Annotated in this window: 20 protein-coding genes and 1 pseudogene; 11 read left to right on the top strand and 10 right to left on the bottom strand. The window is 49.4% G+C overall.

Annotated elements, in window-relative coordinates; translation table 11 throughout:
* Together O71_RS00500 and aroC are read left to right on the top strand one after the other, a co-directional pair.
* Window positions 1–519 (top strand): BatD family protein (locus tag O71_RS00500; RefSeq protein WP_007652148.1); only part of this gene is annotated, 519 nt, incomplete at its 5' end.
* Window positions 520–619: 100 nt separating this feature from the next.
* Window positions 620–1,699 (top strand): annotated as a pseudogene (gene aroC / locus O71_RS00495) (chorismate synthase).
* Between the two features lie 85 nt (window positions 1,700–1,784).
* Here aroC and O71_RS00490 read toward each other — a convergent pair.
* Window positions 1,785–3,176 (bottom strand): sodium:proton antiporter, encoded by a 1,392-nt coding sequence (locus O71_RS00490; protein ID WP_007652142.1) that lies wholly within the window; start codon window positions 3,174–3,176, stop codon window positions 1,785–1,787.
* A gap of 264 nt (window positions 3,177–3,440) precedes the next feature.
* On the opposite strand from O71_RS00490, the gene O71_RS00485 reads away from it, so the two are divergent.
* On the top strand, window positions 3,441–4,055 hold the full coding sequence (locus O71_RS00485) for a NifU family protein (protein WP_007652137.1): 615 nt from the start codon (window positions 3,441–3,443) through the stop codon (window positions 4,053–4,055).
* 312 nt (window positions 4,056–4,367) lie between these two features.
* Here O71_RS00485 and secDF read toward each other — a convergent pair whose 3' ends face one another.
* The 7 genes from secDF to O71_RS00450 all read right to left on the bottom strand — a co-directional run bounded on the left by secDF (window position 4,368) and on the right by O71_RS00450 (window position 10,954).
* A complete protein-coding gene (secDF, locus tag O71_RS00480) occupies window positions 4,368–7,298 on the bottom strand; it encodes a protein translocase subunit SecDF (protein WP_007652129.1) in 2,931 nt (976 codons plus the stop codon).
* Between the two features lie 259 nt (window positions 7,299–7,557).
* A complete protein-coding gene (locus O71_RS00475; protein WP_237717641.1) occupies window positions 7,558–7,929 on the bottom strand; it encodes an RNA methyltransferase in 372 nt (123 codons plus the stop codon).
* A gap of 43 nt (window positions 7,930–7,972) precedes the next feature.
* Window positions 7,973–8,665 (bottom strand): TrkA family potassium uptake protein, encoded by a 693-nt coding sequence (locus O71_RS00470; protein ID WP_007652125.1) that lies wholly within the window; start codon window positions 8,663–8,665, stop codon window positions 7,973–7,975.
* Window positions 8,665–9,282 (bottom strand): uridine kinase, encoded by a 618-nt coding sequence (gene udk, locus O71_RS00465; RefSeq protein WP_007652123.1) that lies wholly within the window; start codon window positions 9,280–9,282, stop codon window positions 8,665–8,667. Before udk ends, O71_RS00470 begins: the two co-directional genes overlap by 1 nt.
* Window positions 9,283–9,367: 85 nt before the next feature.
* Window positions 9,368–9,946 carry a non-canonical purine NTP diphosphatase gene (locus O71_RS00460; protein ID WP_007652121.1) on the bottom strand — a complete coding sequence of 193 codons (579 nt, stop codon included), beginning with the start codon at window positions 9,944–9,946 and terminating at the stop codon, window positions 9,368–9,370.
* 109 nt (window positions 9,947–10,055) lie between these two features.
* Complete coding sequence (locus O71_RS00455; RefSeq protein WP_007652119.1) at window positions 10,056–10,394, bottom strand: hypothetical protein; 339 nt, start codon at window positions 10,392–10,394, stop codon at window positions 10,056–10,058.
* A 50-nt stretch (window positions 10,395–10,444) separates the two neighbouring features.
* Entirely contained in the window at window positions 10,445–10,954 is a 510-nt protein-coding gene (locus O71_RS00450) for a phosphoribosyltransferase family protein (protein WP_007652117.1), read from the bottom strand.
* Window positions 10,955–11,131: 177 nt separating this feature from the next.
* Between O71_RS00450 and O71_RS00445 the strand changes: the two genes are divergently transcribed.
* The 6 genes from O71_RS00445 to hemC all read left to right on the top strand — a co-directional run bounded on the left by O71_RS00445 (window position 11,132) and on the right by hemC (window position 15,465).
* A complete protein-coding gene (locus O71_RS00445; protein ID WP_007652115.1) occupies window positions 11,132–11,377 on the top strand; it encodes a type B 50S ribosomal protein L31 in 246 nt (81 codons plus the stop codon).
* 143 nt (window positions 11,378–11,520) lie between these two features.
* Window positions 11,521–11,961: a hypothetical protein gene (locus O71_RS00440; protein WP_007652114.1), complete on the top strand. Its 441-nt coding sequence runs from the start codon at window positions 11,521–11,523 to the stop codon at window positions 11,959–11,961.
* A gap of 69 nt (window positions 11,962–12,030) precedes the next feature.
* Complete coding sequence (locus O71_RS00435) at window positions 12,031–13,236, top strand: GlmU family protein (protein ID WP_007652111.1); 1,206 nt, start codon at window positions 12,031–12,033, stop codon at window positions 13,234–13,236.
* Between the two features lie 139 nt (window positions 13,237–13,375).
* Window positions 13,376–13,720 carry a hypothetical protein gene (locus O71_RS24885; RefSeq protein WP_237717640.1) on the top strand — a complete coding sequence of 115 codons (345 nt, stop codon included), beginning with the start codon at window positions 13,376–13,378 and terminating at the stop codon, window positions 13,718–13,720.
* Between the two features lie 8 nt (window positions 13,721–13,728).
* Complete coding sequence (locus tag O71_RS00430) at window positions 13,729–14,502, top strand: hypothetical protein (protein ID WP_237717639.1); 774 nt, start codon at window positions 13,729–13,731, stop codon at window positions 14,500–14,502.
* 9 nt (window positions 14,503–14,511) lie between these two features.
* Complete coding sequence (gene hemC, locus O71_RS00425; protein WP_007652109.1) at window positions 14,512–15,465, top strand: hydroxymethylbilane synthase; 954 nt, start codon at window positions 14,512–14,514, stop codon at window positions 15,463–15,465.
* Between the two features lie 101 nt (window positions 15,466–15,566).
* Here hemC and O71_RS26195 read toward each other — a convergent pair whose 3' ends face one another.
* Together O71_RS26195 and O71_RS00420 are read right to left on the bottom strand one after the other, a co-directional pair.
* On the bottom strand, window positions 15,567–15,923 hold the full coding sequence (locus O71_RS26195) for an alanine:cation symporter family protein (protein ID WP_255345320.1): 357 nt from the start codon (window positions 15,921–15,923) through the stop codon (window positions 15,567–15,569).
* Window positions 15,924–15,943: 20 nt separating this feature from the next.
* A complete protein-coding gene (locus O71_RS00420) occupies window positions 15,944–17,131 on the bottom strand; it encodes a sodium:alanine symporter family protein (RefSeq protein WP_255345319.1) in 1,188 nt (395 codons plus the stop codon).
* A gap of 294 nt (window positions 17,132–17,425) precedes the next feature.
* Here O71_RS00420 and O71_RS00415 point away from each other — a divergent pair, with 294 nt between their 5' ends.
* Together O71_RS00415 and O71_RS00410 are read left to right on the top strand one after the other, a co-directional pair.
* A complete protein-coding gene (locus O71_RS00415; protein WP_007652107.1) occupies window positions 17,426–18,067 on the top strand; it encodes a peptidylprolyl isomerase in 642 nt (213 codons plus the stop codon).
* Window positions 18,068–18,385: 318 nt separating this feature from the next.
* Window positions 18,386–18,768 (top strand): sugar nucleotide-binding protein (locus O71_RS00410; protein WP_040573373.1); only part of this gene is annotated, 383 nt, incomplete at its 3' end.

Genomic DNA, 18,768 nt, shown 5'->3' with positions numbered 1-18,768 from the left:
GACCGCCTTGAAGGCTACAAGACCTTCTTTGCCCGTGAGCGCATCATACCTGTCAAAGAATTGCCACCGCACCCGCTGCGCGATGTAGTGCCTGTGGGAGAATATACTTTGCGCGAAGGGCTGTCAAGCAAGTCAGTGCCGCTGAACAAAAGCTTTAGGTACATGTTTGAGCTGGAAGGAGAAGGCAATCTGGCTGCGATCATGCCTCCAAGCCCTACTACCACAGGGACGTTAGACTTCTATCCGCCCGATCTGCAGCAGGATATTACGTTGCGTGCCGGACGTGTGCAGGGTGTGAAGCGTTTTAGTTATTCGGTGCTGGGTCGCGTGCCTGGCACTTATAATCTGGCCGATGACTTTCAGTGGATTTACTTCAATCCGGTGACTGCTACCTACGATACACTGCGATCCGCGCTGAGTGTGACGGTAACAGGTATAGCCGATGCAGGTACCATGGTACTGGCCCGCGATCTGGGCCTTTTTATAAGATTATCGAAAACGAAGACCATACCTTGGTGAGCATTTACCAGGATGAGGCCATTAAACGCTATACCAATATCATTCTGCTGGTGCTGTTGGCTGTGTCAGGGTTTATCTTCTTAAAATACCGCAAAATAAAATGAGCAATACCTACGGTAAGATTTTCAGAATAACCACCTTCGGGGAGTCACATGGCCCAGCCGTGGGCGTAATCGTGGACGGCTGTCCGGCAGGTCTGGAGATAACCCCAGACGAGATACAGACCTGCCCTTGACCGCCGTCGCCAGGCCAGTCAGACATCACCACACCCCGCAAAGAAGAAGACAAGGTAACTATACTTTCAGGCGTGTTTGAAGGTCGAACCACGGGGACGCCTATTGCGATGGTGGTAGGCAACAAGGACCAGGCAAGCCACGATTACTCGCATGTGGCACAGGCATTCCGGCCATCACATGCTGACTATACCTATACTGCCAAGTATGGCCTGCGCGATCATCGGGGTGGCGGACGCAGCTCAGCCCGCGAAACTGTGGCTCGTGTGGCAGCAGGTGCTTTGGCTGCCAAACTGCTGCAGCATTATGGCATCATGGTGCGCTCTTATGTGTCGCAGGTGGGGCATGTAAAGCTCCGCAAGCACTACACAAAGCTCGATTTGTCGCAGATCGACAGCAATAAAGTGCGCTGCCCTGATGGGAAAATTGCCGCCCGCATGATCGGTCTGATCGAAGATGCCCGCGACAGCCTGGATACTATTGGCGGAGTAGTGAGCTGTGTGGTACAGGGTGTGCCATCGGGCTTAGGAGAGCCCGTGTTCGATAAACTGCACGCCGAGTTGGGCAAGGCCATGCTGAGCATCAATGCGGTGAAGGGTTTCGAGTATGGCAGTGGCTTTGAGGGTGTGAAGTTGCGCGGCTCGGAGCACAACGACCAGTTCTATACCGACGAGCAGGGCAATGTGCGTACCCGTACCAACCACTCAGGAGGTATACAAGGCGGCATCAGCAACGGACAGGATATCTACTTCAATGTTGCCTTCAAGCCTGTGGCCACCATTCTGAAGCCGCAGCAGACCATTAACGATGCCGGTGAGGAGATTACCCTGCAAGGCAAAGGCCGTCATGACCCCTGCGTGCTGCCGCGGGCCGTGCCGATCGTAGATGCAATGGCTGCACTCGTACTGGCTGATTTCCTGTTGAGGCAGCGGGTGAATAAGTTGTAATGTCCTTTTGTACTTGTCACTGAAATAAAAAGAGCCGCTTCCTTTACTAGGGAGCGGCTCTTATATTATAGCTATACCTTACGGTTTAGAACAGTCTCAGGTGTACTACCAGGAACCAAACCAGCAGGAAGATCGGAAGCAGGAATGGAATAGAGTAACGCAGGATGTAAGCGAAGAATGATGGCATTTTCACACCGGCACTTTCCGCAATCGCTTTTACCATGAAGTTTGGTCCGTTACCAATGTAAGTGAAGGCACCAAAAAGTACGGCTGCTAACGAGATGGCTTCGAGCTGGATGAGTGTCTCCATACCTGCGGCAGAAGTACCGGCAGCAAACTGCCTAACATCCTCTACATTGTTCTGAGCCAGGTCAAACTTGGCCATAGCCAGTGAAAGGAAGTTGGCATAAGTTGGGGCATTATCCAGGAAGCCAGAAAGTGAGCCCGTTGCCCAGTACAGGAAGTTTGGTGTGATGAAGTTAGCATAAGCAGGCGAAGAGGCTATCTCGGCAGACAGCTGCAGGGCCGGCATCATGGTAAAGAAGATACCGAAGAACAGGAACACTACTTCCAGAATAGGATGGAAGTTGAACTGGTTACCTGCCAGGGCTTCTTTGCTTGAGAAACGGAAGCACATGAAGGCAGCTGATAGCTGGATTATCTCACGGATGTAAGAGAACTTATTGCCGTCGTAGTAGATGTGTGGCAGAGCATCGATCACGTTTGGGTCCAGGAATACGGCACCGATAATGATGGCCAGCCAGAACAGGTTACGACGACCAGTGAAGCTGAATTCTGTTTTGCCTGTGCTTGGCTCTGGGTTGTCAAGGTGAGCTACGATTTCATCGCCTTTGTTGCGGCTATCCACAAAATAAAACAGTGTACAAAGCAGAATAATAGAGATTACCCACGGAATGAAAAGGTGCTGCAGTGTCCAGAAGAACGGTACGCCTTTGATGAAGCCGATGAACAGCGGCGGATCACCAAGCGGCGTCAAAAGACCACCCGCGTTACTCACAATAAAGATAAAAAATACGATCTGGTAAGGCTTGAGCCGGTGCGCGTTGAGGCGCATAAACGGACGAATCAGAAGCAGGGAAGCTCCTGTGGTACCAATGAAGTTAGCTAAAACAGCACCTACAGCTACCAGTGCCACATTTATAAGTGGCGTTGCTTTGGCGTTCACGTTCAGGTATATACCGCCAGCCGCAATGTAGAGGGAGCTAAGCAGTACAGCGAATGTAAAGTACTCAGCCAGGGTATGGGCAGGCATATGCACATCACCTAGCACAAACAGGTAGTAAGCCAACACGGTCAGACCAAGTGTAACGGCTATTTTCTTATAATTGTGTTCCCAAAAGTGCCCGAAAAAGATAGGACCACTTGCAATAAGTCCGATCAGGAGCAGAAACGGGATGATCAGGAAACCAGGAATAGCATGCTGCGCTTGCGCCAGCAGAATGTAGTTGTAAAGCATGTTAAACGTGCTATGTGTTTAGTCGGGACAAAAATTTAACTGCGTCACAAAGTTACATTTTCTGGGCTAAATAGCTAACCAAATTGTTGTATAGACACCATAAATCAGGCACTATTTGTGCTCTGAATAATTGAAATGTACAAGTATGAGGGCCATTTTTCAGTTGTCGCTGAGTTAGGCAGTATTATCACTTGTCAGAATAATTGAGTAATTTTGGAAACTTTAAGGCGCAGGCCTAAGTTTTAACATAAAACGCTGATATCCATGTTAGATAATAAAGAAAAGACAGTTTCGGTATACGCCGAAGCTAACCCGAATCCCGAGTCCATGAAGTTTGTGATGAACGTAGGCCTTCTGCCAGACGGCCAGAGCGTGGATTATCCTAACTTAGAGAGCGCTGCTGATTCACCTTTGGCACAAGAGCTCTTTAATTTTGATTATGTGTCGCGTGTATTCATCGCCAGCAACTTCGTGACAGTAACCAAAGCTGCTAATATCGAATGGGTGAAGCTTATACCTGAGCTGCGCACCTTCCTGAAGTCGTATGTAGAGGCAGGTGGCCCGATCTTCGTCGAAGGCTTCCAGGCAAACAAGCCAGCCACAAGCACTGAATCAAACGGTGAAGTGTCTGCTGATGATGCTGCCATTGCGAAGAAAGTAACTGACCTGCTGGAAAACTACGTACGTCCGGCTGTAGAGCAGGATGGTGGTAACATCTCCTTCAAGTCCTACAAAGACGGTGTGGTAACTGTACACCTGCAAGGTTCTTGCAGCGGCTGTCCATCGGCTACCGTTACACTGAAGGCTGGTATCGAGAACCTGCTTAAGCGCATGGTTCCTGAAGTACAGGAAGTAGTAGCTGACGGTGTGACTGTCTAAGCTGTCATTATAGACATTGTAGATTAACAAAAGAGCCAGCTCTCACCAGAGCTGGCTCTTTTGTTTTTAGGTATAGTATACCCAATGCCATCAGCTAAAGCAATACCGCTCCTAACCTGTCATCTCGACAGAATGGAGAGATCTGGATTATTTTAAAGCAATGCCACAACCCCAGATTTCTCACTAGCGTTCGAAATGACAAAGTAAAGCTTAAGTTGATGGCATTGGTGCCATACTTCTCTATATCTATGAACAAAAAAACTCCCGCCCCTTTGCAGAGGCGGGAGTTTCTATTTATGTGCTGAGCTTAACTTAAGCTACTTTAGCAGATACTGCTGGTGTTACTTTCTCTTTTACTGTATCCACCACGATTGGAGTCGCGATGAACAGAGAAGAGTAGGTACCGGCCAGTACACCGACGATCATAGCGAACGAGAAGCCTCTCAGTACTTCACCACCGAAGATGAAGAGAATTACCACCACTACAAACAGGGTAAGTGAGGTGATGATCGTACGGCTGAATGTGCTGATCAGGGCTGGGTTTACGATGTCACGCAGCGGCTTATTCGGGTTGTCGTGCATGTACTCACGCACACGGTCAAAGATTACCACGGTATCGTTAATGGAGAAACCGATGATCGTCAGTACCGCTGCAATGAACACCTGGTCCATTTCGTAAGATACACCGAACAGGTCGAATATAGAGAACACAGCAATGATCATCAGGGCGTCGTGCAGCAAAGCTACCACACCACCCAGCGAGAACTGCCACTTGCTGAAGCGCAGCATCACGTAGATGAAGATACCTACCAGCGCCAGCAATACGGCCACTAAGGCTGTCTTCTGGATATCGTCGGCCATAGTAGCGCCTACTTTAGACTGGCTCAGGATCTCTGGGTTTTGGTTACTATACTGCTCCAGACCCTGCATCAAAGCAGCTTTCACACGTTCGTCCGCCTGAATGCTTTCGTCATCGGCCAACCAGCTGGTTGTAATCTTCACACGGTTAGAAGCACCGAATGTCTTCACTTCTGTACCAGCAGACTCAAAGTCGTCCAACAGGGCCGAACGAACATCAGGGGCTGCGATGGCCTGATCGAAGTTCACTACATAAGAGCGACCGCCTTTGAAGTCAACACCCAGGTTAGGGCCACCGTTGATGTACATGGCCACGAAACCAAACACAATCACAGCAAGTGAGAAGGCGTAGGCTGGCTTTCTGAACTTCATTACGTCGAACTTCACGTTGCGGAACATGTTAGCTGAAAGAGAAGTACCGAATGACAGTTTGCCGCTCTTCTTGAAAACACGCTCTACCAGTATTCTTGAAATAAACACAGATGTAAAGAATGAAGTCACGATACCGATCATCAGGGTGATGGCAAAGCCTTTCACTGGACCAGAACCGAAGAAGTACAGGATAAAACCTACGATAAAGGTTGTAACGTTCGCATCCAAGATAGTCGAGAATGCCTTGTCGTAACCTTTGTTGATCACTTCACGCATGCTCAGTCCTTTGAGTGACTCTTCACGCATACGCTCAAATATCAGTACGTTCGCATCCACGGCCATACCCAGTGTCAGTACGATACCGGCGATACCTGGCAAGGTAAGTGCTGCACCAAACTGAGCTAATACGCCCAGGATGAAGAACACGTTGAATAACAGGGCGAGGTCAGCAATGAAACCACCGCGGCTGTAGTAAGCGATCATGAAGATCACCACCATGATCAGACCAGCAACCGTAGAGATCAGACCCTGGTTAATGGCTTCCTGACCCAATGAAGGACCTACAATCGCTTCTTCCACGATACGGGTAGGAGCTGGCATTTTACCAGCCTTCAGGATGTTGGCAAGGTCTTTTGCTTCTTCAATAGTAAAGTTACCTGTGATAGATGAGTTACCACCTGTAATCTCGCCCTGCACTACTGGCGCAGAGTATACATAGTTGTCAAGCACGATCGCCACCTGACGGCCAACGTTGTCGCCTGTCAGTTTAGCCCAACGCTTGCTTCCAGCAGGTGTCATGGTCATGTTAATCTCCGGACGACCGTTCTGGTCGAAGTCCTGACGAGCATCGTTCACGGCATCACCTGTCATAGGTGCTTTTCCGTCGCGGCCTTTCTTCACAGCGTAGAACTCTACAAACTCCTGACGGTTGTCACCCACAAGTGGCTTCACGCCCCACAGGAACTTCATGTTAGGAGGGAAGATAGAACGAACATCAGGTCTGTTGAAGATTTCGTTGATTTTGGCAGTGTCGCGCACATTAGCACCGATACCACCTGGCATCATCGTGAACAGACGGCCCATTACACCCATTTGCTCTTCCTGAAGTGATTGAAGTGCATCAGCAGAGTCAGTCTGTGCAGCAGAAGCAAGGGCTGTTGTGTCGCCAGCAGCAGCGGCGGCAGTGTCGTTAGAAGTAGCGGCAGCCTGTGCCAGTACGTCGTCAGCAGCAGCATCCTGTACGGTAGCTGGCGTAGTAGCGTTAGCGGCGGCAGACTGGGTAGCAGTACGGCCTAAGTTCAAGCGACCAGCTTTCTCTTCAGCGTTCAGGTGGTCACTCAGCTGTGTGAAATAAGGAGAAACCTCTTCAGGCGTCCATACTTCCCAGAACTCCAAATTTGCCATACCCTGCAGGAGCTTGCGCACACGGTCAGGGTTGTCGATGCCTGGCAATTCGATCTGGATACGACCGCTGTTACCCAGGCGCTGGATGTTTGGCTGGCTTACACCGAATTTGTCCACACGCGTACGCAGGATGTTGAATGAACGCTCAATGGCATCTTCTACTTCCGTATCAATCGCATTGATTACATCAGCGTTGCTGGACTCGTAGCTGATCTTGCCACGGTTGGCTGTGTTAGAGAAAATGCGGCTCAAACGACCGTCTGGCTCAATCTCTCTGAAAGCCTCAGCGAACAGGGAAGTGAACTTCTCCTGGCTGTTGCGTTGCATTTCCTGTGCACGGGCAAGGGCTTTGAGGAAGTTAGGGTCTTTGCTGTTGCCAGACATCGACTTGATGATCTCAATAGGAGACACTTCCAAAACCACGTGCATACCGCCACGAAGGTCAAGGCCAAGGCCCAGTTCGTTTTCTTTTACCTCCTGGTAGGTATACTCAGCACCAAGGAAGTTGTAAACTGGCTCTCTCCACACCGAGTCAAGGTATGACTGCTGGCGGGCGTGGTCTACGTTGCCTTGTGCGTCTGTGGCATAGGCCTCAGCGTCTTTCTGCACACTGCGGCAACGAACGAGAATGACAGGTAGTACAGGCAGAGCGCCGATACTATCAAAGTCATAACGATAATAAAATTCTTATTCCGCATGGGTTGGTTGATAAATAAAGTATAGTTGAAATAATGGTAATGCTCTGTAAATCACAGCGGTGCTATCTTGTAATAACCAATAAATACTGTGAAGCTGTTCCGCTATACCTGAGAAAATGGTATGCGCAACGGGTCAGGACCATAGGAGGGCCTGTGGGGAAAGAAATCGCTTAAGGAGCGTTGGGTTGAATGGAAATAGGGAAGAAGCGGGCAACGAAGCCAACTCCGGGTGCTCTGGCCGCATAAGCAGGCAGTACTTCATCCGTAGGTGTAGCAAAGGCAGGGATGGGAGTTGGCTCCAGCGCATCCTGCTCCAGATTGAGCACCACAAAGGAGGTAGTAGCCTCCAGCGTGACCTTTTGCTTGATAACCGTCTTTTCCTGCGGGGCAGTGGCCAGTTGAGAAGCCGACTTTGCAGGAGTGCCTTGCGCCGTGTAGGTATACGCCACCACTTCCTGACCATTGAGCATAAGTGCCCAAAGCAGGGTTACGGTCATCAAAAGATGACGGAAGTGAGGAAGTATAGCGTTTGCGTTTGGCATATAGAAAGCAAATGTAAAAGCTTTCGTCGAAAAATAAAACCTGTTAGCGGTTTATATCAATAAATCGTTTGATATCGTGCTTCTTGCCGATAAGAATCAGAATGTCAGAAGGATAGATAATGGTGTCGGCCTTCGGAACACCGATGATGTGCTCCACCTGCGTTGGTTTGCCGTCCTGAATCTCCTCAAAGAAGCGCTTAATCGTGATCATGTTGAGGTTATACTTCTCACGCAGCGATATTTTTGCAAGGCTTTTGTTGGCGATACCACGCGGGGTGTTGATCTCCACAATCTCGTAGTTGTCAGGCAGTGGCAGGAAGGTGCGGATGTTTGGCTGCAATAATCGCTCGGCCACAGTTTTACCAACTTCCCCCTCCGGCGAAAGGATCTCCTGTACCCCCATTTTCTCCAGAATACGACGCTGTTGCTTGTTCGAAGCACGTGTGATCACACGCTTGATGTTAAGTTCCTGCAAGTTAGCCGTCGTAATCAGCAGGGCCTCAAAGTCCTCACCGATAGCCACAATGGCCGCATCCATATCCTGCACGTTCTGTGCTTCGAGGGCACGGATGTCGGTTGCGTCGAGGGCGACGGCATAGGCCACTTCGTCCTTGATGGCTTCCACGTGGTCTTCGTCGTTGTCGATGGCGAGCACCTCAGCGCCGCGCTCAGCGAGTGTGCGGGCGATGGAGTTACCGAAGATACCGAGGCCGATTACTACGAACTTGTGTCGCATTATTTTATCTTGGAGTTAAGGTATGTGGTCAGCACATCCAGCCCGCGGTCGAAATTCTCGTTGTTCGGGATGATGATGTCTGCGTCGTTCTTGTAAGGCTTGATGTACTTCTCGTAAGTAGGTGCCACATGGTGCGTATAGCGGTACAATACATCGTCCAGGTCATAGCCGCGCTCCACTTTATCGCGCACGATGCGGCGCTGCAGTTTGATATACTCTTTTGCGTCGATGTATACCTTCAGGTCGAGCAGTTTGGCAATTTCTTCGAAGTAGAAAACGAAAATACCCTCTACCACCACAATAGGCGCTGGCTTGAACTCCAGCTGTTTTGGCACTATATTGGGGTTGTTGAAGGTATACTCTTTGCGGTAAACGGTTTCGCCCTGGCTCAGCTTCAGGATATCCTGTGCGTAAGCGTCGTCGTCGATGCAGGAAGGGAGGTCGAAGTTGACAACCCCGTTGAGGTCGCGGGTCTGGTGCTCGCGGTCTTTGTAATAGTTATCCTGGGAGATCAAACAGATGTTCTCAGGCGAGAAAGAAGCAAGTAGTCTATTCAAAAAAGTGGTTTTCCCTGAAGCACTACCTCCTGTAATTCCGACGATGAATGGCTTTTGCATTGGAAGTTATGGTATCAGGCTACAAAATTAGTCTTTTAAGGCCAATGTGGCTACAGCCTGTGCTAATTATTTTACCTCCCCAACGCTATTGTGCTTTCAAAAATTCCACGAGCTTCCGGATGGCCTCGCCACGATGACTGATGGCATTTTTCTCTTCCGGCGTCATCTCTGCGAAGGTACGGTCATAACCCTCCGGTACAAACACGGGGTCGTAGCCAAAGCCTTTATTCCCTTTCCACTCTGTGGTAATCTGCCCGTTCACGATTCCTTCGAACTGATGCTCCTGCCCATCCAGGTATAGCGTGATCGAGGTGCGGAAGCGGGCCCGGCGTACGTCGTGGCCCTCCAGGTTCTTGAGCAGGTGGCGGATATTGTCGGCGTCGTTGCGCTGGGGACCAGCATAACGGGCAGAGTATACCCCAGGCTCGCCGCAAATGGCATCTACTTCTAATCCGGTGTCGTCGGCAAAGCAGTTGACTTTATACTTCTCCCACACGTATTGTGCCTTCTGGCGGGAGTTGCCTTCCAGTGTGTCCTGGTCCTCGGCCAGCTCTTCGTGACAGCCTATGTCCTCGAGCGTGAGCAGTTTATACTTGCCTTCGAGCATTTGGCTCACCTCGGCTACTTTGTTTTTATTGTTGGTGGCGAAGCAAAGTTCTTTCATCGATCAGGATTCTCAGGATTTAAGGATTGGCAGGATTACAGTATGCATCTCCTTTGTCAAGTTGAGTATTACGTGCCGAGATGTTGTAGGATTAACTTGTAGCCTAAAATCAGTCTTTAGAGGAAGCAGCGACAGTTTGTGAGCGGCGTTCTATGCTTTTCAGCTGGTTATACCTTTTGGTATTTGCGTTCCAATGGTAAGCGTGTATACCCACACCAATGGCGCTGTAAATAAAAAGTCTGACAAGGAAGTCAGAAGAGGTAAAACCATCAGACAGTGCGGCTGTGTCCCAGGCTTTGAGCGCATCCCATGCCTGGAAGAGTTTCGAAAAGACTCCTACCAACACACCCCACAGCAGCCCGCGTGTCAGGATGTAGCGCCATTGACCGTTTTCTTTCGCCTTGGCCCACTTGTTAATGAAACCCATCTCTTCTTTGTTTAGCTGCATAGCGTTAATTTAAGGTTTTCACCTTCTGCCCTAAAGGCTACGATATGTTTTTAATGCAGGTACGCTGCTATTTCATTTTCCTGGAGCACCACATCCACACGCTCCCGCAGGGTGGTGGCCAGTGAGTAACCGGTATAGGTGGACGATACCGGGAATAAGGTATGATGACGGTTCACCAGCGTTGCGATCTCCACTTTTTTAGGATTGTGCGGCAGTAGGGCGTTTAAGGTATAGGCCAATGTTTTGCCTGTGTTCAGCACATCGTCCACAATAATCACCACGGCGTTTTCAAGCGCCGTTCCCTCCGGACTGATGGCAACGGGTGTTTGCAGCGGAGCTGTTTTGTCAAGCGTGACCTGCAATAGCGTTACCTTGATAGGCGAAATCTTCTCGAGTTCCTTTGCCAGCATGCCTGCCAGGGTATAGCCGTTACGGTGTATGCCTGCCAGCGCAAGGGTCTGTTCCTCAATGTTCTGCTCGTATACCTCGTAGGCCATGCGGGTTATCTTTTGCTGGATCTGGCCCTGGTCGAGTATCAGGTTTTGCTGTGGATGTGTCATGTAGGTATCGGTATAAGGTATGGCGCTGTGCCTGAGACAAATTTATATAATTATCGATAGCAACTGCATACCTGAGTAAATGAGTAAAATAATTTGGTTAGTAGCGTTTTAATTTCAAAAATACTTATTAAATTTGCAGTCCGATTCAGAAATTAAGGTTAATTAACGTTTATAATAATGAAAAAAGGCATTCACCCAGAATACAGAGATGTGGTATTTCAGGATATGACGAGTGATTTCAAATTCATCACGCGTTCTACTATGAACTCTGACGAGAAAATCACGATGGAAGACGGCAAGGAGTATCCAGTGATCAAAGTGGAAGTTTCTTCTGCATCACATCCTTTCTACACTGGTAAAAACATCTTTGTGGATACTGCGGGTCGTGTGGAGCGTTTCAACACACGTTACAAGAAAAAATAAGCAGGCATACCACCTGGTTAAAACGTTTTAAAAGTCTTCTCGGGAAACCGGGAAGACTTTTTTATTTTGACCAGTACAAAGGAGTTGGTCCGGTTTCTGTTATAGCAAAAACTATATATAAACGCTTACTAAACCCCTCGACTATGAAATTTAGCGCTACTTACCTGTGTGGCTTATTGGCACTCCTCGCCTTTAGCTCCTGCGACAAAAACGAAGAAGTTATACCTGAACCGGAGCCGGTAGACAAAACGGTGGTTTTTGAAGTATTTGGCAATCAGGATTTTTCTTACAGCCAGTACGGTGAGGAAGAAATAACTTTCCAACTGGTCATAAGCCGTAAAGACAAGGAGGCAACTGATGCACTAGAAACTACTGTGTTCGACAGCACCTTCGTGATGGCGATAAAAGACATACCCGTGCGGGCCAACAGAATGGTAATCAAGAAAACAGTGGCAGCTGTGTTAGACGAGAAGGAGAATGTGTTTGTGGGGAGCGGGTATAACTACCGGCAACAAACCTTTGGCAAGAACCAGTCTTTCCCCGCCAACCAAGTGGAGAAGACTTTTCAACTCATCGTGTATTAACGAAAAGTTTATACCTAATTAAGCGAGTCTTCCTGAACTATTTCGGGAAGACTTTCTATTTTTGTAACTATGAATATCATTCTCTTCGATGAACCTGTTATACGGCAGTCACTATTGCCGCTGACTTTCACAAGGCCAGTGGCCGAGATCCGCGTTGGTATTATGACCATAGCGGAGAAGTGGCAGACCTATGCGGGGGCAACCGTGTCGTATCTGACGCAGACATACCTGCAACATAAGTTTCCGGCGCACTATGACACGCATAATGTCTTTTTGAATGGTGCGGTATGCCCGGATAAAAAGCTGATAGAACAGGTCAAAGCCCTCAAGGTTGGAGAAGGATTGTACTGCGAAGGTATGCTGATTGCGCTGAATGCTGACAACCTGGACCTGCACGACGCTGCCGAACTGGTTATGCATTCCTCTTCCAAAAAGATTGAGTGCATGCCGGAGAGCATCATTCGGGAAGTATGGGAGATTTTTGTGCAGAACGGGAATCAGATCCGCAGCGACTTCAAAGTGTTGACGGAAGGTCGCATCAGCCAGCCTGTTGGTGACAAGTATACCATGGTGTATGGCGAGGAGAATATCTTCATCGAAGAGGGTGTAAAAATCCGTGCGGCCATACTCAATGCGGAAAACGGCCCTATTTACATCGGCAAGAATGCCCAGATACACGAAGGCGCAATCGTTAAAGGCCCGTTTGCTATCTGTGAAGGCAGCAACGTGAATGTTGGCGGTAAGATGCGAGGTGATGTGACCATCGGGCCTTTCTCAAAAGTGGGCGGGGAAGTGGCAGCTTCGGTGATCTTCGGCTATACCAATAAAGGCCATGAAGGCTACCTGGGCAACTCGGTGTTAGGCGAATGGTGCAATCTGGGTGCCGATACGAACACCTCGAACCTGAAGAACAACTACGCTGAGGTGAAGATATGGAGTTACGCCAAAGGCGGCTTCAAGAGTACGGGGCAGCAGTTTTGCGGTCTGATCATGGGCGACCACAGTAAGTGCGGTATCAACACGATGTTCAATACGGGTACAGTAGTAGGTGTGAGTGCTAACATCTTTGGGGCTGGCTATCCGCGCAACTTTATACCTTCCTTTGCCTGGGGAGGCGCCGCCGGCTTCGAAACCTTCCAGCTCCGCAAAGCAAACGAAGTAGCCGAGAAAGTAATGGAGCGTCGTAACCTGGCTTATGACAAAATAGAACAGGATATTATGGCGGATATCTTTGAACAAACCCGCGAATACCGGGTGTGGGATAGGAAAGTATAATTGTTGGTTGTTAATTGCTGATTGTTGTTTTTGTGGATGGGAGTTATAGTTAGTTGATAACGCGACGATCATTCATTTAGGCAAAACAAATCACTGCAGAGCAATTAACGACCAACAACCAACAATTAACGATTACAACGTGCATTTCTCTCAAATAAAAGGACATCAGGAAACGAAGGCTTTGCTCATCAACTCGGTGCGGCAAAACCATGTGGCGCATGCGCAGCTGTTTCTGGGGCAGGAGGGGAGTGCCAATCTGGCTATGGCGCTGGCCTATGCCACTTACATCAACTGCGAAGACCGGCAGGCCGATGATTCATGTGGAACGTGCAACAGCTGCGTGAAGATGAACAAGCTGGTGCACCCCGATTTCAACTTCGTGATGCCCGTGACCAGTACCAAGTCGGTGACCAAAGATGTACTGAGCCAGAAGTTCCTGACCGAGTGGCGTGAGTTTGTGCTGGCCAATCCCTATCAGGGCTGAACGAGTGGATGCAGCATATTGGCGCCGAGAACAAGCAGGGCAATATCTCTAAGGAGGAAAGCCGCCAGTTAGTGAAACTGGTTTCGCTGAAAGCCTTTGAAGGCGACTACAAGATTGTGCTGATCTGGCTGCCGGAACTGATGCACCCCTTTGCCGCCAATGCACTGCTCAAGTTGCTCGAGGAGCCGCCGGCAAAGACGCTCTTTCTGTTAGTATCGCAGTCAGCCGAGAAGCTCCTGGCGACTATTACCTCCCGCACCCAGATTGTGCAGGTGCGGGCTTTCACGGAAAATGAGGTCATCTCATACCTGCAGGAGAAGCACGGTCTTGACGACACGGCCGCTTACCAGGTGGCGCAATTGGCTGAAGGTAGCCTAAATGCCGCTACCAAACTCACCAGCCAAGTCAGCAGCGACTATTTCACCTTCTTCACCGACTGGATGCGAAACTGCTACAGTTACAAATTCGACAAGGTAGTGGACTTCAGTGAGGAGTTTCAGAAGCTGGGCCGCGAGAACCAGAAGAACTTTCTGCTTTATGCGCTCAACCTGTTCCGCAAGGTGATGCTCTACGGCGTGGATCCTTCGCTGATCGCTTATCTGCCCTCAAACGAGCTCGATTTCGTACAGAAGTTCTCGAAGCTGATAACACAAAACAATGCTGATAAACTGACGCAGGAACTAAACGAGGCACATTATCACATAGAGCGAAATGCCAATCCGAAAATGGTGTTCGTAGACAGCTCTATCCAGATTGCCCAGTACCTGCGCAACGCTAACTAAGAAGATATCATGGAAAATAATACAGCGATAAAAACTATTAAGATCGGTACACGCGGCAGCAAGCTGGCCCTCTGGCAGGCAAACGCAGTGGCTGACAAACTACAGGCCGCCGGACTCGATACCGAGATTGTGATCATCAGTACCAAAGGCGATCAGATACTTGACAAGTCGCTGGATAAGCTGGGCTCAAAAGGCGTGTTTACCGAAGAACTGGAAGTGGGGCTGCGCGAAGGTAGTATTGAGATCGCCGTGCACAGTGCCAAAGACGTGCAGTCGTCTATACCTGAGGATCTGGAACTGGTAGCCTTTATGGAGCGCGAGCAGGTGAACGATGTGATTTTGTCGTTCAACCCGGATTTCAAACTGGAGCGTGATAGCAAGGTGGTAATTGGCACTTCGTCGACGCGCCGCAAAGCTTTGCTCAGAAAGTACTACCCTAATGTGACCACTGCCGAGTCGCGCGGTAACCTGCAGACTCGTTTGCAGAAACTCAAGGACGGGCAGTTCGATGCACTCATGCTGGCCTATGCCGGTGTGTTCCGCATGGGCTACGACGACCTGATCGTGCATACCTTCCCCGAAAACGAATTTGTGCCTGCTGCTGGTCAGGGAAGCGTGGCCGTGGAGTGCGCCCGCAACCTTGATCCGGAGCTAAAGCAGCAACTGAAGGACGCGCTTGACCATGCAGAAACCCATGTTTGCCTGGTGGCAGAACGCGCTTTCCTGCGCACCATGGAGGGTGGCTGCAGTATACCTTCTTTTGCACTGGCTACCTTAACAGCTGAAGGCAAGGTGAGCATTCAGGGCGGATTGGTAAGTCTGGATGGACAGCAACACCTGTATGATAAGTTTGAGGGCGATCAGGCAGAAGCTGAGTCGCTGGGTGTGAAACTGGCTGAAACGATTCTGGGCCGTGGTGGTGATCAGATATTGAAAGACATCAGAGCTGAAAGGGGAGAATAGCCTGTCAAAGAACTATACCTCAATAAAATAAGAAACGGGCCGCTTGCTTTTCGCAGGCGGCCCGTTTCTTTTGTGAGTACAGGTTATACCTGTCATCTATACTATACCTCAGCTTCAGCCTTCAAATGTGCCGCTTCCACTGCCTCTGGCGTAAACGGTTGTTTTTTGCTGGAACGAGCATAAGCCAGGAAAGCCTGCATCTCGTTTTTCACGACCGGAGCCAGGATGAACAAGCCTATCAGGTTTGGAATACTCATCGCAAAGAGCATCGCATCAGAGAAGGCTACGACACTATTAAGGTGAATCGGTGCACCCAGTACTACAAAGGCGCAGAACAATACTTTAAAAGAAATATCAGCCGACCTGGTGTGGCCAAACAGATAGGTCCAGGACTTCAGGCCGTAATACGACCAGGTGATCATCGTGGAGAAAGCAAAAAGAATAACGGCAGCAGCCAGAATAAGCGGGAACCAGTCGATTACGGTGGCGAAAGCCGAAGAGGTAAGCGCGATGCCATCGCCTGTGTCCTGGGTATAGCACCCGTCACAACTATTACAAGGGCCGTCATGGTGCAGACCACTACTGTGTCAATAAAAGGCTCCAGTGAAGCGACGAAACCTTCGGTAACGGGCATATTGGTTTTCACGGCGGAATGCGCGATGGAAGCAGAGCCTATACCTGCCTCGTTCGAGAAAATACCGCGACGCAAGCCCTGTATCATAACGCCAACCACACCGCCGCCAATGGCCGTCGTGGTGAAGGCACCTTCAAAAATAGCCACAAAAGCCGCTGGGATTAAAGTGAAGTTGACCAGCAAAACTATAATAGCAGCCACAATGTAAACGCCGCACATCAACGGAACCACTTTCTCGGTTACCCGGGCTATGCTCTTCATACCTCCCAGAATCACCAAACCTACCAGCACGGCCATAATCAAACCGAACATCCAGGAATTACCACCTCCAAAGAAAGAAGCTTCTGCGCCGCCCGTTACGGATATAAACTGCTGCGTTGCCTGGTTGATCTGGAACATGTTGCCTGCGCCCAGGGCGCCGCCTATGCACATCACTGCAAAAAAAGCAGCCAGAAATTTGCCCAGGCCCGTCATGCCGCGCTCTTGCAGGCCTTTTTTCAGGTAATGCATTGGTCCGCCCGAAACAGTGCCATCGGCATGCACATCGCGATACTTCACACCCAGCGTACACGAAACAAACTTAGTGGACATACCGAAAAGGCCTGCCATGATCATCCAGAAAGTAGCGCCTGGTCCGCCGAGTGATATGGCGATGGCCACACCCGCAATATTGCCCAGGCCTACTGTGCCAGATACGGCAGCTGTCAGCGCCTGGAAGTGGGACACCTCTCCGGGGGCACCGGGCTGGTTATACTTGCCGCGCACAATGTCCAGCGCATACTTAAAGCCTCTGATGTTGACAAAGCCCAAGTATACAGTAAAGAATAGCGCGCCTGCCAGTAACCATACCAGGATAAGGGGTATACCTGTGCCGGCCACTTGTACTTCATAGAAGATGATGTCAGAAATGAACTGCGCAGTAGGAGCTACGGCTGCTTCAATTTTTTCGTCGATAGTGGTGGAGGGAGCCTGTGCCTGCGCACTGCCTGAGGCAGCGAGGCCAAGACCTGTTATGAGTAGTACTTTTTTCATTAAATAAGGGTAGGTAAGTTTAGTCAGCATGCATGAATATAACTTTATTTGACGGAAGTAGGAAATTAACATCTAAATTGCTTCCGCAGGTACAGTATAAAGTTCTTAAAGTGCAAGCTATACCCTGTATACGAAAGGGCCCTCTTCACATGATACTGTGGTTGTGGATTTTATTCTGAAATAGAAGTATTCGTATGAGTGGGCAGAAAATGAGGGCAATGCATGAAAAGGTGCCAAAAAGGCTTAAATTTGAAATTTAGACCTAATTTTAGACGATAAACTTATACCACAAACATGAATCTGTTCAGAAAGATCGCTACTTTCATGATCCTGCTGGCCTTGTTGCCTGGTGCCGTGCTGGCTCAGAAAGCCCCGAAAGGCAAAGACCAACTGGTAACTATCGCTACCTCACATGGCGAAATGAAACTGCTGCTTTACGACGACACGCCCCTGCACAAAGAAAACTTCCTGAAACTTATCCGTGAGGGCTATTACGACGGCACCACCTTCCACAGGGTGATTGACGGCTTTATGATACAGGGGGGCGATCCGAACACCAAAGACGATGACCCGCGCAACGACGGTATGGGCAACCCGGGATATACCATTCCCGCTGAGATCAAGCCGAAGTACAAACACGTGCGGGGGGCTCTGGCCGCTGCTCGCATGGGCGACCAGGTAAATCCTAAAAAAGAGTCGAGCGGTTCGCAGTTCTACATCGTGGAAAACCACCAGGGCACGCCGCAACTGGATGAAGCTTATACCATTTTTGGGCAGGTGATCGACGGCCTGGATGTGATCGATAAAATAGCTGAGCAAGCTGTAGACGGCCGAAACCGTCCGCTTTCGGATGTGAAAATGACTGTGAAAGTGGAAGACGTGAAAAAGAAGAAGATCGCCCGCAAGTACAACTATACCTATCCGCAGGCAAATTAACTTTCGTTGGAGCTGACTGTCTGTTTTTCATTTAATAGAAAAACGCACAGCAACTGTAGAATCTTAAGCCAAATGGCAGTTTCCTTTAGTAGGAGAGGCTGATGTATTTTCTCTCAAGAGGAATGTTTTATTCTGAGAAAACAAGCTCCCTTTCCCCGGAGGTTAAGTCTATGCCATTTGCTACCAAGATCCTTTCAGGATGACAAAAGTTAAACGGATTGACTTTGCTCCCAAGTGGACTTAGTTTACAAGCTAATGCTCAACCAAGCAAAGAAGAACTCTACTGAGAATCTTCATCTAAACCAAGAAACAGAAAACATGAAACGAATACTGATTACAGGCTCCAACGGCCTGCTGGGCCAGAAACTGGCTGCTTTACTGTTGCCTCGCACCGATGTAGAACTGCTGGCAACCAGCCGTGGCGATAATAAATTAGCTGAGATTTTCCCGACGCTGTCCTTTGCCTCGATGGATGTGACCAACCCGGTAGAAGTGGAGCGAGTGGTAGCTGAATTCAAACCGACGCACCTGATCCATACCGCCGCCATGACCAATGTGGACCAGTGCGAGACTGACCAGGAGGGTGCTCTCAGGCTTAACCGCGACGCCGTGGCTTTTGTAGTAGAAGCCTGCGAAAAGCACAACGTGCACCTGATCCACCTATCCACAGACTTTATCTTTGACGGCGAAGACGGCCCTTA

Source organism: Pontibacter sp. BAB1700, assembly GCF_000277005.1.
GTDB lineage: Bacteria > Bacteroidota > Bacteroidia > Cytophagales > Hymenobacteraceae > Pontibacter > Pontibacter lucknowensis.
Note: the sequence above shows the minus strand (reverse complement) of the source record. Positions and strands in the feature narration are given on the sequence as shown.

Coding starts and splice junctions, on each gene's coding strand:
- O71_RS00485 (WP_007652137.1), top strand. CDS start 3,441: ATGTTAGATAATAAAGAAAAGACAGTTTCGGTATACGCCGAAGCTAAC.
- O71_RS00435 (WP_007652111.1), top strand. CDS start 12,031: ATGAATATCATTCTCTTCGATGAACCTGTTATACGGCAGTCACTATTG.
- O71_RS00475 (WP_237717641.1), bottom strand. CDS start 7,929: ATGCCAAACGCAAACGCTATACTTCCTCACTTCCGTCATCTTTTGATG.
- O71_RS00490 (WP_007652142.1), bottom strand. CDS start 3,176: ATGCTTTACAACTACATTCTGCTGGCGCAAGCGCAGCATGCTATTCCT.
- O71_RS00445 (WP_007652115.1), top strand. CDS start 11,132: ATGAAAAAAGGCATTCACCCAGAATACAGAGATGTGGTATTTCAGGAT.
- hemC (WP_007652109.1), top strand. CDS start 14,512: ATGGAAAATAATACAGCGATAAAAACTATTAAGATCGGTACACGCGGC.
- O71_RS00430 (WP_237717639.1), top strand. CDS start 13,729: ATGCAGCATATTGGCGCCGAGAACAAGCAGGGCAATATCTCTAAGGAG.
- O71_RS00450 (WP_007652117.1), bottom strand. CDS start 10,954: ATGACACATCCACAGCAAAACCTGATACTCGACCAGGGCCAGATCCAG.
- O71_RS00460 (WP_007652121.1), bottom strand. CDS start 9,946: ATGAAAGAACTTTGCTTCGCCACCAACAATAAAAACAAAGTAGCCGAG.
- O71_RS00415 (WP_007652107.1), top strand. CDS start 17,426: ATGAATCTGTTCAGAAAGATCGCTACTTTCATGATCCTGCTGGCCTTG.
- O71_RS00455 (WP_007652119.1), bottom strand. CDS start 10,394: ATGCAGCTAAACAAAGAAGAGATGGGTTTCATTAACAAGTGGGCCAAG.
- udk (WP_007652123.1), bottom strand. CDS start 9,282: ATGCAAAAGCCATTCATCGTCGGAATTACAGGAGGTAGTGCTTCAGGG.
- O71_RS00420 (WP_255345319.1), bottom strand. CDS start 17,131: ATGAAAAAAGTACTACTCATAACAGGTCTTGGCCTCGCTGCCTCAGGC.
- O71_RS00440 (WP_007652114.1), top strand. CDS start 11,521: ATGAAATTTAGCGCTACTTACCTGTGTGGCTTATTGGCACTCCTCGCC.
- O71_RS00470 (WP_007652125.1), bottom strand. CDS start 8,665: ATGCGACACAAGTTCGTAGTAATCGGCCTCGGTATCTTCGGTAACTCC.